The following is a 16,899-nucleotide window of genomic DNA, read 5'->3' on the forward strand; positions in this document are numbered from 1 at the left end:
GGCGCCCCGGCGGGGCGCCCCTTTATACTGGGTGCGGCGTCGGCTCAGAACAATCCTTCGAACGGTGCCTTGCGCCGGCGGGTGATGGTCGGCACCGCCCCCTCGTTGAGGGGCTGACCGGTCGCCTGGGCGGAGCGCAGGCGCTGCGCCTCCTTGGTGGGATCGACCACCGAGTAGGGGGCCTCCTGGGTCTGCCAGAACAGCAGGGAGTCGACCCAGCTCCGGTCGGCGATGATGAGCTGCGTCGTCTCCTGGTCGACCGTGGCGCGGATGCGGGGATCGACCCGGTCGGCGCCGGCGCGCGACAGCAGCGCCGACTCGCCCGTCGACCCCGGGCCGTCCGACCCGGCGGAGCGGCCACCCTGGCGGACGCCGCCGGTGCCGAATACGGTGGCCTCGGCGACCGCCGTCGGGCTCGGCTCGTTGGGCCGCGCCGCGCCGGGACGCGGGGCCGGCAGCCGCATGTCGGGCGGCAGGGTCAGCGGGGCGCGGGACACGACGGCGAACTCGTCCGGGCTGGTGCGGTCCAGGCCGATGGAGCGCCGGACGTCCGAGCAGCCGGCGAGCGCCAGGGCGGCGATCGCCGCGACCAGCAGCGGACGCACCGTGCGGCGGCGCGGCGGGAGGGAGAGGGAAGACATGCGGTACACGGCCATGAGTCTCGTCGCTGTCGCGAGCCGGCCCGGAGAGCGGCTCAGGTTTACGCCAGCACTATTACGACGTTTCATGGCTCCGGAACAACCCGTCTATGACGAGGAGCGCCACGCCGACGGTGATTCCGCTGTCGGCGACGTTGAAGGCCCAGAAGTGCCAGCCGGCCACATGGAAGTCCAGGAAGTCGGCGACGGCGCCGTAGAGCAGTCGGTCCACCACGTTGCCGAGCGCACCGCCCACCACCAGCCCCAGCGCCAGCGCGGTCAGGCGGTTCTCCGCCTGGCGCATCCACACCACCAGGAAGCCGGCGATGCCGATGGAGATGGCGCTCAGCACATAGGGCATGTAGGCCGCCTCGCTGGCGAAGGTGCCGAAGCTGACGCCGTAATTCCACACCAGCACGAGGTTGAAGAAGGGCGTGACCTCGATGACCCGGGGGAAGGGCTGCATCACCACGTCGAGGATCCACCACTTCGTGACCTGGTCGAGCACCAGGACCAGGACGGCCACCGCCAGGCCGGCGGTGAGATGCGAGCGCCCCTGGGACGGTGCGACGAAGGCGTTCATGAAGCCTCTCCTGTATACCCTCCCCCGCCGGAGGCGGGGGAGGGGGCAAGACCGCTCACGCCGTCGGCGCGTGCTCGACCGAATCGGCGCAGCGGTGGCACAGCGTCGGGTGGTCGGCGATGGTGCCGACCTCCGGCAGGACCTTCCAGCAGCGTTCGCACTTCTCCCCCTCGGCCGGGGCCGGGACCACGGCGACACCCGGCAGGTCGGGCAGGGTGAAGGCGTCGCCGGGCGGTGTGCCGGTGGCGACCGTGATACCCGAGGTGATGCACACGTCGTCGAAGGCGACGCTGTCCAGCACCGCCGCGGTGGCGTCGTCGACGTACACCGTCGGCCGGGCCTGAAGGGACGAGCCGATCCGCTTGTTCGCCCGCTCCAGTTCCAGGGCGCCGGTGACGGCGCGGCGGACGTCGCGCACCGTCGCCCACTTGGCCGCCAGCGCGTCGTCGCGCCACGCCTCGGGGATGTCGGGGAAGACGCGCAGGTGCACGCTGTCGGCGTCATCCGCCACGCCGTCCTTCAGCCCGTCGGGGCGGGCCAGCCACGCCTCCTCCGCGGTGAAGCACAGGATCGGCGCCAGCCAGGCGGTCAGGCAGGACAGCAGGTGTTCCATCACCGTGCGCACGGCCCGGCGGCGGTCGCCGTCCGGCCGGTCGCAGTAGAGGCTGTCCTTGCGCACGTCGAAATAGAAGGCCGACAGGTCGACGGCGCAGAAGGTGTGCAGCGCCGTCGCCAGGCTGTGGAAGTCGTACGCCTCGATGTCCGCGCGTACGCGGCGGTCCAGCTCGACCAGCCGGTGCAGCACCCAGCGCTCCAGCTCGGGCATGCGGGCCGGCTCGATGCGCTCGGCCGGGGTGTAGTCGGCCAGCGCGCCCAGCAGGTAGCGCAGCGTATTGCGCAGGCGGCGGTACAGGTCGGCCTGGTACTTGATGATCTCCGGACCGATGCGCTGGTCCTCGCTGTAGTCGGTGCCGACCACCCACAGGCGCAGGATGTCGGCACCGTACTTGTCGCAGACGTCCTGCGGGGCGACCACGTTGCCCAGCGACTTGGACATCTTGCGGCCCTGCTCGTCCAGCGTGAAGCCGTGGGTCAGCACCGCGTCGTAGGGGGCGCGGCCGCGGGTGCCGCAGCTTTCCAGCAGCGAGGAATGGAACCAGCCGCGGTGCTGGTCGGACCCCTCCAGGTAGAGGGAGGCCGGCCATTGCAGCTCCGGCCGCTGCTCCAGCACGAAGGCGTGGGTGGAGCCGGACTCGAACCACACGTCGACGATGTCGCGCACCTGCTCGAAGTCGGCCGCGCTGTACGCGTCGCCCAGGAACTCCTGCGGGTCGCGGGCGAACCAGGTGTCGGAGCCCTCCGCCTCGAAGACCGCGGCCACCCGCTCGTACACCGCGGCGTCGCGCAGCAGCTCCCCGTCGGACTTGCGCACGAACACGGCGATGGGCACGCCCCAGGCGCGCTGGCGGCTGATGCACCAGTCCGGCCGCTGCTCGATCATGGCGCGGATGCGGTTCTCGCCCTGCGGCGGCACCCAGCGGGTGTCGGAAATGGCCTGCAAGGCCACCCGGCGCAGCTCGTTCGTCTCCATGGAGATGAACCACTGCGGCGTGGTGCGGAAGATCAGCGGCGCCTTGGACCGCCAGGAGTGCGGGTAGCTGTGCTTGATCCGCCCGCGGGCCAGCAGTCCCCCGGCGTCGCGGATGGCGTCCAGCACGGCGTTGTTGGCCTCGCCCGGCTTGCCCTGGTCGGTGTAGACGCGCAGGCCCGCGAACAGCGGCACATGGTCGTAGTAGCGGCCGTCCTCGCCCACCGTCTGCGGCACCGCGATGCCGTTGGCCATGCCCAGGTGGAAGTCGTCCTCGCCGTGGCCCGGTGCTATGTGGACGAAGCCGGTGCCGGCGTCGGTGGTGACGAAGTCGCCCGCCAGCATCGGCACGGTGAAGTCATAGCCCTTGCCGGCCAGCGGGTGGCGGCACAGCGTGCCCGCCAGGCGGGCACCGGGGAAGCGGTGGCGACAGGCCCATTCGGTGATCTTCGCCTCCGCGGCGACGGCGTCGGCCAGCGCGGTGGCGACCACCAGCCGCTCGCCGACCCTGGCCGCGGAATCCTCCGCGACCGCCTTCACCGTGTAGACGCCGTACTCGATCTCCTTGCCGTACGCCAGGGCGCGGTTGCCCGGCAGGGTCCACGGCGTGGTGGTCCAGATGACCACGCTGGCCTCGTCCACCTCCGGCGTGCCCGACCCCGACACGGGGAAGCGCACGAAGCAGGTGGTGGAGGTGTGGTCGTGGTATTCCACCTCCGCCTCGGCCAGGGCGGTCTTCTCCACCACCGACCACAGGACGGGCTTGGCGCCCTTGTAGAGGCCGCCGTTCAGCGCGAACTTGTGGATCTCCCGCACGATCTGCGCTTCGGCCGGGAAGGTCATGGTGGTGTAGGGACGCACCCAGTCGCCCTCCACGCCCAGCCGCTTGAACTCCCCGGTCTGGACATCGACCCAGTGCTGGGCGAACTGCCGGCACTCCGCGCGGAACTGCACGATCGGCACCGCGTCCTTGTCCTGGCCGGCGGCCCGGTACTTCTCCTCGATCTTCCACTCGATGGGCAGGCCGTGGCAGTCCCAGCCGGGGACGTAGTTGGCGTCGTTGCCCAGCATCTGCCGCGAGCGGTTGATGATGTCCTTCAGGATCTTGTTCAGCGCGTGGCCGATGTGGATGTTGCCGTTCGCATACGGCGGGCCGTCGTGCAGCGTGAACTTCGGCCGTCCGGCCGAGGTTTCGCGCAGGCGGCGGAACAGGTCCATGCCGGCCCAGCGCTTCAGCAGCTCGGGCTCTTTGGTCGGCAGGCCGCCGCGCATGGGAAAATCGGTGCGCGGCAGGAAGACGGTGGCTTTGTAGTCGCGGGTCATTCCGGGTCCCCGGGGGCGAAGCGTCGGCGAGCAGCGGTCCGGCTGCCGACTTCAGCGTGCAACGGATAATGGCTCGGCCCCCTTCAGGGAGCCGGGCCGGTGGTAATTCGACGGAATCGCCCGCAGGCTGGGACCGAGTGTGTCATGGCGCGGGATAATAGCGGCCGGCGGCGGGGGGTCAAGGTGCGCGGCGACGATGGCAGGGCGTCACGGCAGGATGGCGAAGACCCGCGCCGGAAAGCCCGACCCTTGCGACGGCTTGGGGAAGGTGACGACGGCGATCGCACCTGCCTCCGGCACCCGGTCGAGGTTGGCCAGCAATTCGATCTGGTAGCGGTCGCGCGACAGGATATAGGCTTCCAGGGAATAGTCGTTGCGGCTGGTGGCGACGCCGGGATCGGTGTCCGTCGTCTCGTGCCCGGACGCGGTGATGCTGCGCTCCTCGTAGAGATAGGTCAGCACCTCCCGGCTCCAGCCCGGATAATGGGCGGTGCCGGACGCGTCGGCGTTGCGCATGGCAACGGGGTCGGGCCAGCGCTTCGACCAGTCGGTGCGCATGGCGGCGAACGCGCCGTCAGGCACCGGGCCGTGCCGGCTCTCCCAGGCGCGCACGTCGTCCATGGTGATTTGGTAATCCGGGTCCGCGGCCGCGGCGGCGGAGACGTCGAAAACGACCAGCGGCAGGATCATCTCCTTCACGCCGATGTCCTCGATGGTCCGCAGCCCCTTGACGAAGTGGGCCGGCGGGTCGACGTGGGTGCCCCACTGCCCGACATGGCAGTACTCATGGGCCAGGAAACCCGCCCCCTTCGACGCCCGGGCGCCGTCGTAGGAATAGAGGGTGGTGCGGCGTTCGTCATCGAAGCCGGGCCAATGGGGGATGCCGGGTCCGAACGCGTGGGTGAGGTCGATGTACGTCTTCGTCTGAAGCTGCGACAGCAGCCCCCACAGCCCGGCGGGCTCCGCCGCCCGGAGCCCGGGCGCGGCCCCGAGAGTCAGGGCCGCGGCTAGGATGACGGCATGCACAGGCTTCACCATGGCGCCCCTCGATCGAAGCTCAGTCGAAGCTGGCCTTGCCGCCGTGCGCCGCCGACCAGTCCACCGGATTGTGCAGGAACTTTTCCACCTCATCCAGGGTGGCGGTGTCGAAGTAGCCGTTGGCGCGCGCCACCTTCAGCACGTCCCACCAGGTGCACAGCGCGTGCAGGCGCACGCCCATTCCCTCCATCACCGCCTTCGACTGCGGGAAGATGCCGTAGTGGAAGATGACGAAGGTGTCGGTCACCGTGGCGCCGGCGGTGCGCAGGGCGGTGACGAAGTTCTCCTTGCTCTTGCCGTCGGTCGCCAGGTCCTCGACCAGCAGCACCCGGTCGCCGTCGTTCACCACGCCCTCGATCTGGGCGTTGCGGCCGAAGCCCTTGGGCTTCTTGCGGATGTACTGCATGGGCAGGCCCATGAGGTCGGCCATCCAGGCGGCGAAGGGAATGCCCGCGGTCTCGCCGCCGGCCACCGCGTCCACGGACTCGAACCCCACCTCGCGCTGGATGGTGGCGACCCCGAAATCCATCAGGGCGCGCCGGGCGCGCGGGAAGGAGATGATGCGGCGGCAGTCGGTGTAGACCGGGCTGGCCCAGCCGGAGGTGAAGATGAAGGGCTTCTCGGCGTTGAAGTGCAACGCCTTGATCTCCAGCAGGATCGAGGCGGCCATGGCGGCGATGGCGTCGGCGTCGTGGCGGACGGCGAGGGAGGAGGGGGCGGTGGTCATGGAACGGGGCTCCGCACGGAGGGCTATCGGCGGCCCCTTGTGTAGAGCGCACCGTCCGGCTTGGCAACCGCCGGGGGCCTACTCCGACCCGTGGCGGTTGGCGGGGAAAAAGTCCTCGTCGAGGATTTGGTCGATGCCATAGGGGCACTCGGCCGGCAGGGAGCGGGGGTCGACCGCGTCGAGCATCTGCATGGCCTTGGCGGCGAGCGTGCGGCCGTGGCGCCAGGCCCCCGGGGCGATGTCCGGCAGCATGCGTTTCAGGGTACCGCTGCGCTCGATGGCGAACTGCGCGCGTCCGCGGTGTTCGATGACGCTCAGGACCCATTCCCGGCGAGGGTCGGCGGCCGGGGAGTATTCCAGCTTCAGCAGGTGTTCGATCACGCGGGCAAGGTCGCTTTGAAGGGCGCCGAGGTCGCTGTTGCCCATTTCCTCTACGGCCTCCGCCAGGTGCTCCAGGTCCAGCTCGGTGTTGGCGCGTGCAGCAAGCATCCGGCGCAGGGCGGCGGCCTGCTCGCGCGTCCAGGCGTAGAAGTCGCGTTCGAAGAGGCTTCCATCGGGCATGGCGTTCCCCTGCGGCCGGTCCGTCGCCGAGGATAACAGGTGCTTCGGGCTTCCTACAACGCCCCGGTCCCGGCCAGCGCCGCGCGGGCGGCGGCGGCGTCCAGGGCGATCTGCGCCTTCAGCGCGTCCAGATCGGCGAACCGGCGTTCCGGGCGCAGGAAGTCGATCAGCCGCACGCGCAGATGCTGGCCGTAGAGATCGCCGGCGAAGTCGAACAGATGGACCTCCAGCCGCTCCACCAGGCCGCCGACGGTGGGCCGGCGGCCCAGATTGGCGACGCCGTCGTGCCAGACGGTCTCCCGGCCGAGGTCCACGCCGGCCTGCACGGCGTAGACGCCGAAGGCGGGCCGCAGGTACTCCCCCAGTTCGACGTTGGCGGTGGGGAAGCCGATGGTGCGGCCGCGGCGGTCGCCGTGCTCGACCCGGCCCTCGACCTCCCAGTGGTGGCCCAGGATGTGCGCCGCTTCGCGCGGGCGGCCGTGCACCAGGGCGTCGCGCACGCGGGTCGAGGAGTAGACGCCGCCCTCGGGGTCGGTCACCGGGCCCACCGTGGTGACGCCGAAGCCGTGGTCCTTCCCCAGCCGCTCCAGCAGAGCCACGTCACCGGCGCGGCCGTGGCCGAACAGGAAGTCCCAGCCGCACACCGCGTGACGGATGCCCAGGCCGTCGACCAGCGCCTCGGTCACGAATCCCTCGGCCGGGGTGTGGCGGAAGCGGTCGTCGAAATGGACGACGAACAGCAGATCGACGCCCAGCTCCTCCAGGTAGCGGGTGCGCACGCGGAAGGGGGTGAGGCGGAAGGGCGGGTCGTCGGGGCGGAAGACGCTGCGCGGGTGCGGTTCGAAGGTCAGCACGCCGGCCGGCACGCCAAGGGCGCGGGCGTGCGCCTGTGCCGCCGCGATCACCGCCCGGTGGCCGCGGTGGACGCCGTCGAAGTTGCCGAGCGCCACCACGGCGCCGCGCGCGCCGTCGGGCAGGTGGTCGGTGTGTCGGAACAGTCGCATGCGGGCCTTGAGTGCGCTCTCGCCCCGGGCCGGATGCCCGCAGCCGGAAGGGGTCCGGCCCGCCGCCACCGGGACGGACGGGCCGGGCCGCCGGGCGAGTATATAGACCAGACCCGCCGCGGGGTAAACGCACCCGGCCGGACGATCAGCCGCGCGAGGGGACCATCAGCAGCGCCTCGCCTTCGAGCACCACGGTGTCGCCGGTGGAGCAGACCGTGCGCATGACGACGCGGCGCTTCTCGGCGATGATCTCGGTCACCGTGGCCCGCGCGGTCACCGTGTCGCCGATGCGCACCGGCGCCTTGAACTTCAGCGACTGGGACATGTAGATGCAGCCCGGCCCCGGCAGCTTGGTGCCCAGCACCGCCGAAATGAACCCGGCCGTCAGCATGCCGTGGGCGATGCGGCCCTGGAACATGGTGCCGCTGGCGTATTCCTGGTTCAGGTGCACCGGGTTGGTGTCGCCGGAAATGCCGGCGTACAGCACGATGTCGGCTTCGGTCACCGTCTTGGCATAGGACGCCGTCATGCCGACGGACAGGTCCTCGAGATAGTGGCCGTCAAGCTCCTTGGAGATCTGACGAACGTCGTCCATGTGGGGTCCTCTTGCTGCTCTTTTTTGGATGCGGCCGGTGACGGGCGCGTCAATGCTGCGCTGCAATATATGCAATGCACCGACACTCTTGCAAGAGCAACCTCCGGGAGAAAGGTAAATTTGCATTTACCTTTGATGTTCTTTTTGGGATGTGCAGAGACGCGACAGTGGAACCTTCGATACGCGGTCAGGACAATCCTGACGGCTGCGTTCAAACGCCATGCAGGCTTCGGCCCTATCGGGCCGCGGCCGCCGTCGCGGCCGATACCGGGTTCGGACGTCAGGACGTACCGAACCCGGTATGGCAAAAGCTGCCGGAACCGGCGCCGCTTCATCCGGTCGCGGCGCGCAGGGCGCCGCCTTGGGCGCGCAGGGCCTCCAGGGCCGGCGGGACGGCGGCGGCCAGCGCGTCCACCAGCGGTGCCGGGTCGCCCTCGTCCCGCTCGATGCACGATTCCAGCACCATGGCGCAGCGGCGCAGCCGCAGGCAGCCGTAGACACCGGCGACTCCGGCGATCTTGTGGGCCATGGCCGCGACGGTGGCGCGGTCGCCGCTGCGCCATGCGGCCTCCAGCGTGCCGTGATTAGGTGCCGAGCGTGGCGACGGTGCCTTCGATCAGGCGGGCGACGCGGTCCGCCGGCAGGGCGTCGCGCATCTCGCGCAGTGCGGCGTCGCTGAACACCGCCTCTCCGGGGGCAGGGCCGGCGGCCGGTACGGTGCCGCCGCCGGCAGAGAACAGGCGTGCCAGGACGGGCTCCAGCGCGTCGTACTGCAGCGGTTTGGGCAGCACCGCGTCGGCTCCGGCGACGAGGCAGCGTTCGGCGTCCTCCGGCACGATGCTGGCGGTCAGCATGACCATGCGCACGCCGGCGCGCGCCGGATCGGCCAGGGCGCGGATGCGCCGGACCGCCTCCAGCCCGTCCATCACCGGCATCCGCAGGTCCATGAGCACCAGGTCGAAGCCGCCGTCGGCCGCGGCGTCGACCGCGGCGCGGCCGTCGGCCACCACGGTGACGGCATGGCCGTGACGGCGCAGCAGGGCGGCGCCGACCATCTGGTTGATGCGTTCGTCCTCCGCCATCAGGATGGTCAGCGGCGGCACGGTGGCCGGAGCCGCATCGGGCTCCGCTGCGCCGGCGTTATCGGGCACGGCAGGCGACGGTCGGGCGGCCAGCCGGCCGAACCACACCGCCAGCGCCGCGGCCAGGGCCGCCGCCAGGGCTGCCGCCGCCGCCGCCCGGTCGAGGGCCGCCGCCCGGCCCCGTGCGTCCGCGGCCTCCGCCCGCAGGGCCAGGGCGGTGCGCTCCGCCAGGCGGGCCAGGTCCGCCGCCTTGTCGCGGCCGTGGCGGGTGAGGTCGGCGATGGCGTCGGTGGTGCGGAGCAGCTCCAGGCGCAGGTCGAAGATGCCGGCGCTGTCGATGCCGGGGGCGGCAAGCTGGCGTGCCGCATCGGCCCGGCGGGCGCTGGCCGGGCCGATCGGCAGGCGGTCCAGCAGTGCTTCCATCCGGGCGACGGTGCGGCGGAATTCGGCCTGTTGCGCCACCAGACGGGGGCGCCGCACCTCGGTCGTCGCAGCGAACAGCAGGTCGGCGAGGGTGCGGCCCTGGTCCTCCAGCTCTTCGCGGATGCGCAGCAGATCCGCCGCCGCGGCGGCGTCCGGCGCGCCGCGGTGCAGCGCCGCGATGCTCTCCTCGCGCACCGACGACAGGACGCCGCGGAAGGTGGCGTGGCGCTCGGCGATGCGGCCGGCGGCGGTCCTCAGCTCCTCCTCCAGGCCGATGCGCCGCTCCGCCAGGTGGTTCAGGTCGTCCAGATGGGTTTCCAGCCCGACCAGCAGCCGGCGCAACCCGTCGCCGTGCGCCGGATCGATCCGACCGGTCAGGGACTCCCGCAGCTCCTGCACCTCCCGGGCGTGCTGGCGCAGGCCGATGTAGACGCTTTGCCGCCGCGTGCCGGTGCGGGCGTGTTCCAGGTGCGGTGTGCCGCCGGTGACGCGGCCCGCGGCTTCGGCCAGCCGGATCACGTCGAAGGCGGCGGCCTCCGCCGCTTCGGCGGTCCGGCCGGGGGAGCCGGCCAAGGGGCCGGCGGCCAGCCAGGCGCCGGCACCGCACACCAGGGCCGCCACGGCCGCCGCGCCGGCCGCGCGGCGCCACCGGCGCCGGCGGGGGTCGGCGCCGTCACCCGCATGCGGACCGGAGGCGGCGTCGCGTGGTGTCATGGTGGAGGGAACCCGTGGCTGGTGCCGGATGACGCGCACCCCTGGCCCATCCCTTTACACCGGCGTGCCGCCCCGCATCCACCCTTCCATCATCGCATCCGCATCGCCCCGCTCTCCGGAGCGATCCCGTCCGTCAGGCGGCGAGCGCCCGGTGGGTGATACAGCTTTTCGAGCAGACCTTGGCGCAGCTCTCGCAGCCGATGCAGTTGGCGGCCTCGCGGACGCTCATCACCTTCTTCTCGGCCTCGTCGTCGAAGGCATCGACGATGTCACCGTCCTCGGTGATGCCGATCAGTTCCAGGACGCCGCGGCCGCACACCTTGAAGCAGCGGCCGCAGCCGATGCATTGGCCCTGGTCGATGGACTCGACGAACTTGGGCGTCCAGGCGGCGCCGCCGCGGGTGAGGCCGGTGACGTAGACGGTCATGGGTGTGCTCCGGGTCGTAAAGGGTGGTGGGGAGTCATGCCTTTTCCAGCGCCTTCAGTTCCGCCCGCTTCTCGGCGAGCGTCTTGTAGGCGTCGAAGGTCTCGGCGGCGACGTCGAGGATGCGCTCCCACTCCCGGGGCAGTTCCTCGGACAGGTCGTGCAGGTCCATCTTCTTCTGGGTGGCGCGGGCGTTCAGCTTCTTGATCTCGTCCTTGAGCGCGGCGACGTCGGTCACGTCCGGGGACTCCTCTGCTGCGGTCAGATCCGGGCGACCTCGGGGTGGGCCTCGATCAGGGCCACCGCCTCGCGCACCAGCTTGGCGCCGTCGGATTTCAGCTTGTCGGCGGTGGGGAAGCCGAAGCGGTGGACGTCGCGCAGGTGGCGGGACACCACCACCAGCCGGCCGGCGATCAGCACCACGCGGCCGAAGCCCTCGTGGCTCATCTTCAGCATCGGTGTGGCCATGACGCCGGCCAGCTTCTCGATGCAGATGCCGACGGCCTTATAGAACAGCTCCAGCCGCCACAGGGTGTCGGGGTCCGGGTCGCCGATCATCGGGATGGCGGCGCGCGCCTCCTTGTCCAGGATGAAGGGGGCCAGGATGGTGTCGTCGCTCTTGCCTTCCCAGGCGCCGTAGCTGTCCTCGGCGCGGAACAGCATGACCAGCATGCGGTGGAACAGCTCCTCGACGTCCGGGGCGGTCGCGGTTTCGGACATGACGGCTCAATCCTCCTCGTCGTCGAAATCGATGGTGCGGGTTTCGCCATTGGCCAGCGCCTTGCGCAGCCAGGGCGGCGGGTTGGCGTTGATGGTGGTGAGCAGGCGGTCCAGCAGGGCGGTGATGGGCTCGGTCGCCTCCACCTTCACGGGGTGGATCTTCTTCGCCACCACCCGCGCCGCCGCCGAGGCGCCGATGGCCGACAGGTAGACGATGGCGCAATCGCCGATCGCCTCCAGCTTCGGCACCAGCTTGTCCTCGTTACCGTCCTCGAACATCGAGCCGCCGAACTGGAAGGTCTCCAGGAAGCGGTACCCGGCGGGGTCCACCTCATAGACGGCGATGTTCCTGGCCCAGCCGAAGTGGGCGTCGACGTGCTGCATGTCCTGCGTGCAGAACGCTACCTTCATCACTCCTCCTCGGGGGCGCTTCGCCCCGCTGTCGTCGCCGCCCTCGACCAGCCTCAGCCGGCGCTGCATCCGCATGATCCGCCCCCGCAGTGGTGCGCCCCGTGGTGCCCGCCATCGCCGTGCGGGCCGCCGTGGCCGTGCTCCATCTCCCGGGCCAGGAAGAGGTTGCCGATTTCGAACAGCAGATCGCGGGTGCCGCGGTAGCCGACACCGACCTTCAGTCCGGCGCCCAGCCGGTCGAACACCGGCAGCCCCATGCGGTGGAGCGGCGTGGCCAACCGCTCGGCACCCATGCGGCCGTGGGCGTTGGAGACGATCAGGTCCGCCTCGCGCGCCACCGCCTCCAGGTCGGAATGGTCGCCGACCATCACCGTGGTGGCCCGGACCTTGTCCAGCACCGCCGCCTGGGTGGGCGACACGGCGGCCGTCACGGTGGCCCCGAGGTCGGCCAGGAAGCTGCTGACCGCGTACAGCAGGTCGGGTTCCAGGGCGACGGCGATGCGCTTGCGCGAAAAGAAGAAGTGCCCGTCGAGCATGGCGTCCACCAGACTCTCGCGCTGGCGGCGCAGGCGGGCCGGGACGGGCCGGCCGGAAATCTCCGCCAGCGTGCGGATGAAGCGGTCGCACGGCTCCAGCCCGGTCAGCCGGTCGAAAAAGACGGAGCGCACGTCGGTCTTCAGCTCCAGCGCCGCGGCGGCGACGCGCATGTGCTCGCCGATCACCAGCGTCGCTTCCGATGTCCCCATCAGACGCACCTGGTCCAGCGTCGTCCCGCCCAGCGAATAGGGGGTGAAGTCGGACGGCTGGCGGCCGCACAGGGACAGGCCGAGGTCGGGCAGGATGATCGGCTTCAGGCCGAACTGCTCCATGACGTCGCGCAGTTCCTCCACGTCGCCGGGGCTGAGATGGCTGCCGGCCAGCACGTTGACCTGGCCCTTGACGGTGGTGCCGGCGGGCCGGGCGAAGCGCTCGACGATGCCGGTGACGGCGGCGGCGAAGCCGTCCTCGAAGCCGCCGGCGAAGTCGGGGGTGTTGACGAACACCAGCCCCAGACCGTCCAGGGCCGGGTTGCGCTGCCGGAAGGTGGCGTAGTGGCCGGCCAGGTCCTCGCCCTTGGTCTCGGTGACGCCGGTGGTGCAGATGCCGATCAGGTCCGGGGCCATCCGTTCGTGGATGTTGCGGATGGCCGCTTCCAGGTTCTCGTAGCCGCCGAGGATGGTGGAGACCTGGTCCATGGCGGTGGTCTGCAGCGGGATCGCCTCGCGGAAGTGGCGGACCAGCAGGACCAGGCCGAAGGCGGTGCAGCCCTGGGAGCCGTGGAAGACCGGCAGGCAGCGGTCCATGCCGAGGAAGGCGAGGGCGGCCCCCAGGGGCTGGCTCATCTTCAGCGGGTTGGTGGCGGCCGCCTTGGCGGAGGTGGGAAAGCGGTGGACGTGCGTCATGGCCGGTGCCTCACTCGATCCGTCATTCCCAGGGGGCGGGCTGGCGGACCTGCCGCCACATCGGGTTGGAGAGGGTCTTGTCGATCTCCTCGCACAGGTTGACGATGCCGTCGTACCCGGCGAAGGGGTGGTGGCGCTCCTGGTTGACGTCCAGCCAGGGCACCTTGGCCTTCAGCGCGATGAACTGCGACCGCCCGCCCGACAGCATGATGTCGGCCTCGGAATCCCGCAGCATCCGGTACATCTCCCGCGGCTTCAGGTCGTCCCAGGTGTGGAACTCCGCCCCCTTCATCTTGCGGATGCGGTCCTTGTCCTCCTTGGTCGACTTCTTGGTGGAGGTGCCGATGATGGTCAGCCCGGCCTCTTCCAGGGCGGTGACCATGGACCAGCTCTTGACGCCGCCGGTGAACAGCAGCACCCGCTTGCCCCGGAAGCGCGGCACATACACCTCCAGCCGCCGCCGCACGCGCGCCTCCTCGCGGGCGATGACGCTCTCGGCGCGGTCGATGATGTCGGCCGGGGCGCCGCGGGCCACCAGCATGCGCGCCATGGTGCGCAGCGTGTCGGAGGTGTCGGTGACGCCGTAGAAGGAGCCTTCGAAGTAGGGGATGCCCCAGCGCTCCTCCAGGGTGCGGCCGATGTTCACCAGCGCCTGGGAGCACACCACCATGGTGACGCGCGCCCGGTGCGCCGCCGCCACGTCCCGGTAGCGCCCGTCGCCGGAGATGGAGGACAGGATGCGGATGCCGATCTCGTCCAGCAGCGGGGTGACCTGCCACATCTCGCCGGCCAGGTTGTATTCGCCGACGATGCAGACGTCCGTGGGGGTCGTGCGCTCCGGCTCGACCGTGCCGATCACGTGCTCCAGCAGCGTGTTGCCGGCCAGCTTGTTGCCCAGGTTCTTGGAGCCCGCGAAGCCCGGCGCCATAACCGGGATCACCGGCTTGCCGAACCGGGCCGAGGCGTGCTTGCACACCGCCTCCAGGTCGTCGCCGATCATGGCGGGGACGCAGGTCTGGTAGACGAAGACCGCCGGCGGATCGTACTGCTGCACGATCTCCTTGATCGCCTTGAACAGCTTCTTCTCGCCGCCGTGGATGACGTCCAGTTCCGACAGGTCGGTGGTGAAGCCGGTGCGGTAGAGCTGCGGCCCCGAAGAGCGACAGCCGCGGTTGTCCCACGAGTTGCCGAGGCAGGCGATGGGGCCGTGCACCAGGTGCGCCACGTCGGCGATGGGCTGCAGCGCGATCATCGCCCCGTCATAGGCGCAGCCACCGGCGGCCGCGCCGGGCTTCAGCGCCTTGGTGCAGCCCTTCTTGCGCTCCTTCTCCGACTTGGCCTGATTGACCGCGCAGCCCGGCTCGTTGAAGGCCTCCTGGATCTTGTCCTGAAGCATCGCTGCACCTCCCGCGGCTGGTCCGGACCCGTGCAATGCACGGTGCGTGCCAGGAGGGGCGGTGCTTTCTAACCTATTGCGAAGAAAGGATTGGCGTGCCGCTCAGGCGATGTACGGAACCCGACAGGGAGGGAGGATTGTCGGGTGTCGGACACGCGCAACGGACCCCGGGGCCGGCCGAGGTCCGCGCGCGGAGGGTTAGCCGATCTTCTGGACGCTGCCGTCCAGCGCCATCAGCAGCAGTTCCACCTCCAGGTCCGGGTGCTTCTCGCGGATCATGCCGCCCAGCTTCACCAGGATCTCCGTGTGGACGGCGGTTTCCTTCACCGGGTCGTCCTTGAGGTCCAGGCCGAGGAAGACCTTGTAGGCACCGCAGTCGCGGTGATCCATGACGATCACGCGCTTGATGTTGTGAAGCTGCTTGGCCACGTCGATGTGGTCCCAGAAGGTCTGGTTCCAGTCCGGCTTCTGCTCGGTCAGTGCGCCCAGACCGGCGCCGGCGAGGATGATCTGATCGTAGTTGTTGGTCAGGCCGCGCCCGTCCATGTAGCGGGTGGTGTCGTCGGTCAGGCGATAATCCATGCAGTTCAGCAGCAGGGCCTCGATGCCGCCGGCGGCCCGCGCCTCGCGCAGGGCGGGAACGCCCAGCAGCATGGCGCCGCCGCCCAGTGCCGCGATCTTGAGGAAGCGGCGGCGACTGTCCGGCGCATGGGTGGTGTTGCAGGTGCAGTCGCCCGTGTGCGTATGCATGCGCGTCTCCTGATCATCATGATGTTCATTGAAGACGCTAGGAAAGGCAATCGCGCACTGACCAGTACGAAATTCGTCGGATATAGCCATCAACATTTGAGTGTTCTGCCGATGCGGTGCGCGAGTGCGGAATGCCCGGGGTCCGTTGCTGGCCAGCAACGTTATTGTATTACATCCGGAACTGCGGACGGTGTGCCCCTCAGCGCCTCAGCAACCCCCGCCAGCGGCCGGGCGACACGCCGAAGGTGCGTTTGAACTGGCGCGTCATGTGGCTCTGGTCGGCAAATCCGGCCGCCGCCGCGGCGTCGGCCAGGGGTGCGCCGTCGCGGATCAGCGTCCGCACCCGGTCGAGGCGCCGCATCGTCAGGTAGCGGTAGGGGCTGGTGCCCAGCACGGCGCGGAAATGGCGGGTGAGCGCGAAGCGGTCGAGGCCGGAGACCTCCTCCAGTTCAGCGGACGTCACGGTCCGCTCCACGTTGTCGTCGAGCAGGGCGCGCGCCCGTTCCACCGCCCGCACCGCCGCCGGGCCGCGCCGCCGCCGGCGCGCCGACGGATCGAGGCCGGCCAGCGCCATGGCGATGGCGACCACCGCGGCGTCCGCCTCCGCCTCCTCCGGCACCCGGTCGAGGTCGGCCAGAGCCGGGCGCAGCGCCGCCAGCAGGCGGGGATCGGTGATCACGGCCGGCCGCACGAAGGGCAGGGGACCCGCGCCGCCCAGCGCGTCGCGCACCAGGCGCGGTTCCAGGTACAGCATGCGGTAGCGGAACCCTGCCGGGGTGCCGGCGTGGCCGTTGTGCACCTCGTCGGGGTGCAGCACGATGGCGTGCCCGGCCGGGCTGTCGCAGTGCACCCCGCGGTAATCGAAGCACTGGACGCCGTCCAGGGTCAGGCCGATGCCGTAGGTGTCGTGGCGGTGCGGTTCGAAGGCGTGGCCGGCGAAGCGCGCCTCGATGCGTTCCAGGCCGGGCCGCGAGGGGGCGCTGATCACCCGGTCGTCCGCGGGTGTGCAGGATCGTTCAAGACCGCTGCCGATGCCCTCGTGCATGCTGCCCCCATGCGCTACGAAACCAAGATCGCCGTGGTCGTCCACGAAGACCTCGCCACCTGGCAGAAGCTGAACGTCGTCGCCTTCCTGGCAGGCGGGCTCGCCGGGTCCCATCCCGACATCGTCGGCGAAGCCTACGCCGACGCCTCCGGCACCGTCTACGGACCGTTGGTGCGCCAACCGATCCTCATCTTCGCCGCCGACGGCCCCGGCCTGACCGGCGCCCTGCGGCGGGCGGCGGAGCGGGGCGTGCGGGTGTCGCTCTACACCCGGCCGCTGTTCGCCACCGGCAACGACGCCGACAACCGCGCCGCGGTGGCGGCCGTCCCGACGCCGGACCTGGACCTGGTGGGGCTGGCCCTGCACGCCCCGCGCAAGGAGGTGGACCGGGTGACCAGGGGGCTGCGCCTGCACCCGTGAGACGGCGGATCCGAA

Annotated in this window: 19 protein-coding genes; 1 reads left to right on the plus strand and 18 read right to left on the minus strand. The window is 70.5% G+C overall.

The window, feature by feature from the left end; translation table 11 throughout:
* Window positions 1-44: 44 nt before the first annotated feature.
* From G472_RS0127790 to G472_RS0127875, 18 genes are all read right to left on the minus strand, one after another.
* Window positions 45-641, minus strand: a complete 597-nt coding sequence (locus G472_RS0127790) for a DUF3035 domain-containing protein (RefSeq protein WP_029011003.1) — start codon at window positions 639-641, stop codon at window positions 45-47.
* A 73-nt stretch (window positions 642-714) separates the two neighbouring features.
* Complete coding sequence (gene lspA / locus G472_RS0127795) at window positions 715-1,221, minus strand: signal peptidase II (protein ID WP_051341453.1); 507 nt, start codon at window positions 1,219-1,221, stop codon at window positions 715-717.
* A 55-nt stretch (window positions 1,222-1,276) separates the two neighbouring features.
* Entirely contained in the window at window positions 1,277-4,132 is a 2,856-nt protein-coding gene (gene ileS, locus G472_RS0127800; protein WP_029011005.1) for an isoleucine--tRNA ligase, read from the minus strand.
* Between the two features lie 207 nt (window positions 4,133-4,339).
* On the minus strand, window positions 4,340-5,170 hold the full coding sequence (locus tag G472_RS0127805) for a cyclase family protein (protein ID WP_156927281.1): 831 nt from the start codon (window positions 5,168-5,170) through the stop codon (window positions 4,340-4,342).
* 19 nt (window positions 5,171-5,189) lie between these two features.
* Window positions 5,190-5,897 carry an orotate phosphoribosyltransferase gene (locus G472_RS0127810; RefSeq protein ID WP_051341455.1) on the minus strand — a complete coding sequence of 236 codons (708 nt, stop codon included), beginning with the start codon at window positions 5,895-5,897 and terminating at the stop codon, window positions 5,190-5,192.
* 78 nt (window positions 5,898-5,975) lie between these two features.
* Complete coding sequence (locus G472_RS0127815) at window positions 5,976-6,458, minus strand: DUF29 domain-containing protein (protein WP_029011008.1); 483 nt, start codon at window positions 6,456-6,458, stop codon at window positions 5,976-5,978.
* A 53-nt stretch (window positions 6,459-6,511) separates the two neighbouring features.
* Window positions 6,512-7,462 carry a bifunctional riboflavin kinase/FAD synthetase gene (locus G472_RS0127820; RefSeq protein ID WP_029011009.1) on the minus strand — a complete coding sequence of 317 codons (951 nt, stop codon included), beginning with the start codon at window positions 7,460-7,462 and terminating at the stop codon, window positions 6,512-6,514.
* A gap of 145 nt (window positions 7,463-7,607) precedes the next feature.
* The gene (locus G472_RS0127825; protein ID WP_029011010.1) at window positions 7,608-8,057 is read right to left on the minus strand and encodes a MaoC family dehydratase; all 450 of its coding nucleotides are present in this window, start codon (window positions 8,055-8,057) and stop codon (window positions 7,608-7,610) included.
* 331 nt (window positions 8,058-8,388) lie between these two features.
* On the minus strand, window positions 8,389-8,631 hold the full coding sequence (locus G472_RS0127830; RefSeq protein ID WP_084536950.1) for an Hpt domain-containing protein: 243 nt from the start codon (window positions 8,629-8,631) through the stop codon (window positions 8,389-8,391).
* Window positions 8,632-8,641: 10 nt separating this feature from the next.
* Complete coding sequence (locus tag G472_RS40720; RefSeq protein WP_156927282.1) at window positions 8,642-10,276, minus strand: response regulator; 1,635 nt, start codon at window positions 10,274-10,276, stop codon at window positions 8,642-8,644.
* 133 nt (window positions 10,277-10,409) lie between these two features.
* Complete coding sequence (fdxB, locus tag G472_RS0127840; protein ID WP_029011013.1) at window positions 10,410-10,703, minus strand: ferredoxin III, nif-specific; 294 nt, start codon at window positions 10,701-10,703, stop codon at window positions 10,410-10,412.
* A gap of 34 nt (window positions 10,704-10,737) precedes the next feature.
* Window positions 10,738-10,938 carry a CCE_0567 family metalloprotein gene (locus G472_RS0127845; RefSeq protein WP_029011014.1) on the minus strand — a complete coding sequence of 67 codons (201 nt, stop codon included), beginning with the start codon at window positions 10,936-10,938 and terminating at the stop codon, window positions 10,738-10,740.
* A gap of 23 nt (window positions 10,939-10,961) precedes the next feature.
* Complete coding sequence (locus G472_RS0127850) at window positions 10,962-11,420, minus strand: NifX-associated nitrogen fixation protein (protein ID WP_029011015.1); 459 nt, start codon at window positions 11,418-11,420, stop codon at window positions 10,962-10,964.
* Window positions 11,421-11,426: 6 nt separating this feature from the next.
* On the minus strand, window positions 11,427-11,831 hold the full coding sequence (nifX, locus tag G472_RS0127855; RefSeq protein WP_029011016.1) for a nitrogen fixation protein NifX: 405 nt from the start codon (window positions 11,829-11,831) through the stop codon (window positions 11,427-11,429).
* 53 nt (window positions 11,832-11,884) lie between these two features.
* Window positions 11,885-13,273: a nitrogenase iron-molybdenum cofactor biosynthesis protein NifN gene (nifN, locus tag G472_RS0127860; RefSeq protein ID WP_029011017.1), complete on the minus strand. Its 1,389-nt coding sequence runs from the start codon at window positions 13,271-13,273 to the stop codon at window positions 11,885-11,887.
* Between the two features lie 22 nt (window positions 13,274-13,295).
* Window positions 13,296-14,669, minus strand: a complete 1,374-nt coding sequence (gene nifE, locus G472_RS0127865) for a nitrogenase iron-molybdenum cofactor biosynthesis protein NifE (RefSeq protein ID WP_029011018.1) — start codon at window positions 14,667-14,669, stop codon at window positions 13,296-13,298.
* A gap of 198 nt (window positions 14,670-14,867) precedes the next feature.
* The gene (locus tag G472_RS0127870; protein WP_029011019.1) at window positions 14,868-15,419 is read right to left on the minus strand and encodes a carbonic anhydrase; all 552 of its coding nucleotides are present in this window, start codon (window positions 15,417-15,419) and stop codon (window positions 14,868-14,870) included.
* A 199-nt stretch (window positions 15,420-15,618) separates the two neighbouring features.
* Window positions 15,619-16,407 (minus strand): AraC family transcriptional regulator, encoded by a 789-nt coding sequence (locus G472_RS0127875; protein WP_245593609.1) that lies wholly within the window; start codon window positions 16,405-16,407, stop codon window positions 15,619-15,621.
* Window positions 16,408-16,473: 66 nt separating this feature from the next.
* Here G472_RS0127875 and G472_RS0127880 point away from each other — a divergent pair, with 66 nt between their 5' ends.
* Window positions 16,474-16,884, plus strand: coding sequence for a DUF2000 domain-containing protein (locus tag G472_RS0127880; RefSeq protein ID WP_029011021.1), 411 nt, complete (start codon window positions 16,474-16,476; stop codon window positions 16,882-16,884).
* Window positions 16,885-16,899 lie beyond the last annotated feature (15 nt).

It is taken from the genome of Azospirillum halopraeferens DSM 3675 (assembly GCF_000429625.1).
Classification (GTDB): domain Bacteria; phylum Pseudomonadota; class Alphaproteobacteria; order Azospirillales; family Azospirillaceae; genus Azospirillum; species Azospirillum halopraeferens.

Excerpts from the sequence above, each read along its gene's own strand:
- nifN (WP_029011017.1), bottom strand. The coding sequence starts at position 13,273 with ATGACGCACGTCCACCGCTTTCCCACCTCCGCCAAGGCGGCCGCCACC.
- nifE (WP_029011018.1), bottom strand. The coding sequence starts at position 14,669 with ATGCTTCAGGACAAGATCCAGGAGGCCTTCAACGAGCCGGGCTGCGCG.
- G472_RS0127850 (WP_029011015.1), bottom strand. The coding sequence starts at position 11,420 with ATGTCCGAAACCGCGACCGCCCCGGACGTCGAGGAGCTGTTCCACCGC.
- lspA (WP_051341453.1), bottom strand. The coding sequence starts at position 1,221 with ATGAACGCCTTCGTCGCACCGTCCCAGGGGCGCTCGCATCTCACCGCC.
- nifX (WP_029011016.1), bottom strand. The coding sequence starts at position 11,831 with ATGAAGGTAGCGTTCTGCACGCAGGACATGCAGCACGTCGACGCCCAC.
- G472_RS0127880 (WP_029011021.1), top strand. The coding sequence starts at position 16,474 with ATGCGCTACGAAACCAAGATCGCCGTGGTCGTCCACGAAGACCTCGCC.
- G472_RS0127805 (WP_156927281.1), bottom strand. The coding sequence starts at position 5,170 with ATGGTGAAGCCTGTGCATGCCGTCATCCTAGCCGCGGCCCTGACTCTC.
- ileS (WP_029011005.1), bottom strand. The coding sequence starts at position 4,132 with ATGACCCGCGACTACAAAGCCACCGTCTTCCTGCCGCGCACCGATTTT.
- G472_RS0127815 (WP_029011008.1), bottom strand. The coding sequence starts at position 6,458 with ATGCCCGATGGAAGCCTCTTCGAACGCGACTTCTACGCCTGGACGCGC.
- G472_RS0127810 (WP_051341455.1), bottom strand. The coding sequence starts at position 5,897 with ATGACCACCGCCCCCTCCTCCCTCGCCGTCCGCCACGACGCCGACGCC.
- G472_RS0127825 (WP_029011010.1), bottom strand. The coding sequence starts at position 8,057 with ATGGACGACGTTCGTCAGATCTCCAAGGAGCTTGACGGCCACTATCTC.
- G472_RS40720 (WP_156927282.1), bottom strand. The coding sequence starts at position 10,276 with ATGACACCACGCGACGCCGCCTCCGGTCCGCATGCGGGTGACGGCGCC.
- G472_RS0127790 (WP_029011003.1), bottom strand. The coding sequence starts at position 641 with ATGTCTTCCCTCTCCCTCCCGCCGCGCCGCCGCACGGTGCGTCCGCTG.
- G472_RS0127820 (WP_029011009.1), bottom strand. The coding sequence starts at position 7,462 with ATGCGACTGTTCCGACACACCGACCACCTGCCCGACGGCGCGCGCGGC.
- G472_RS0127870 (WP_029011019.1), bottom strand. The coding sequence starts at position 15,419 with ATGCATACGCACACGGGCGACTGCACCTGCAACACCACCCATGCGCCG.
- fdxB (WP_029011013.1), bottom strand. The coding sequence starts at position 10,703 with ATGACCGTCTACGTCACCGGCCTCACCCGCGGCGGCGCCGCCTGGACG.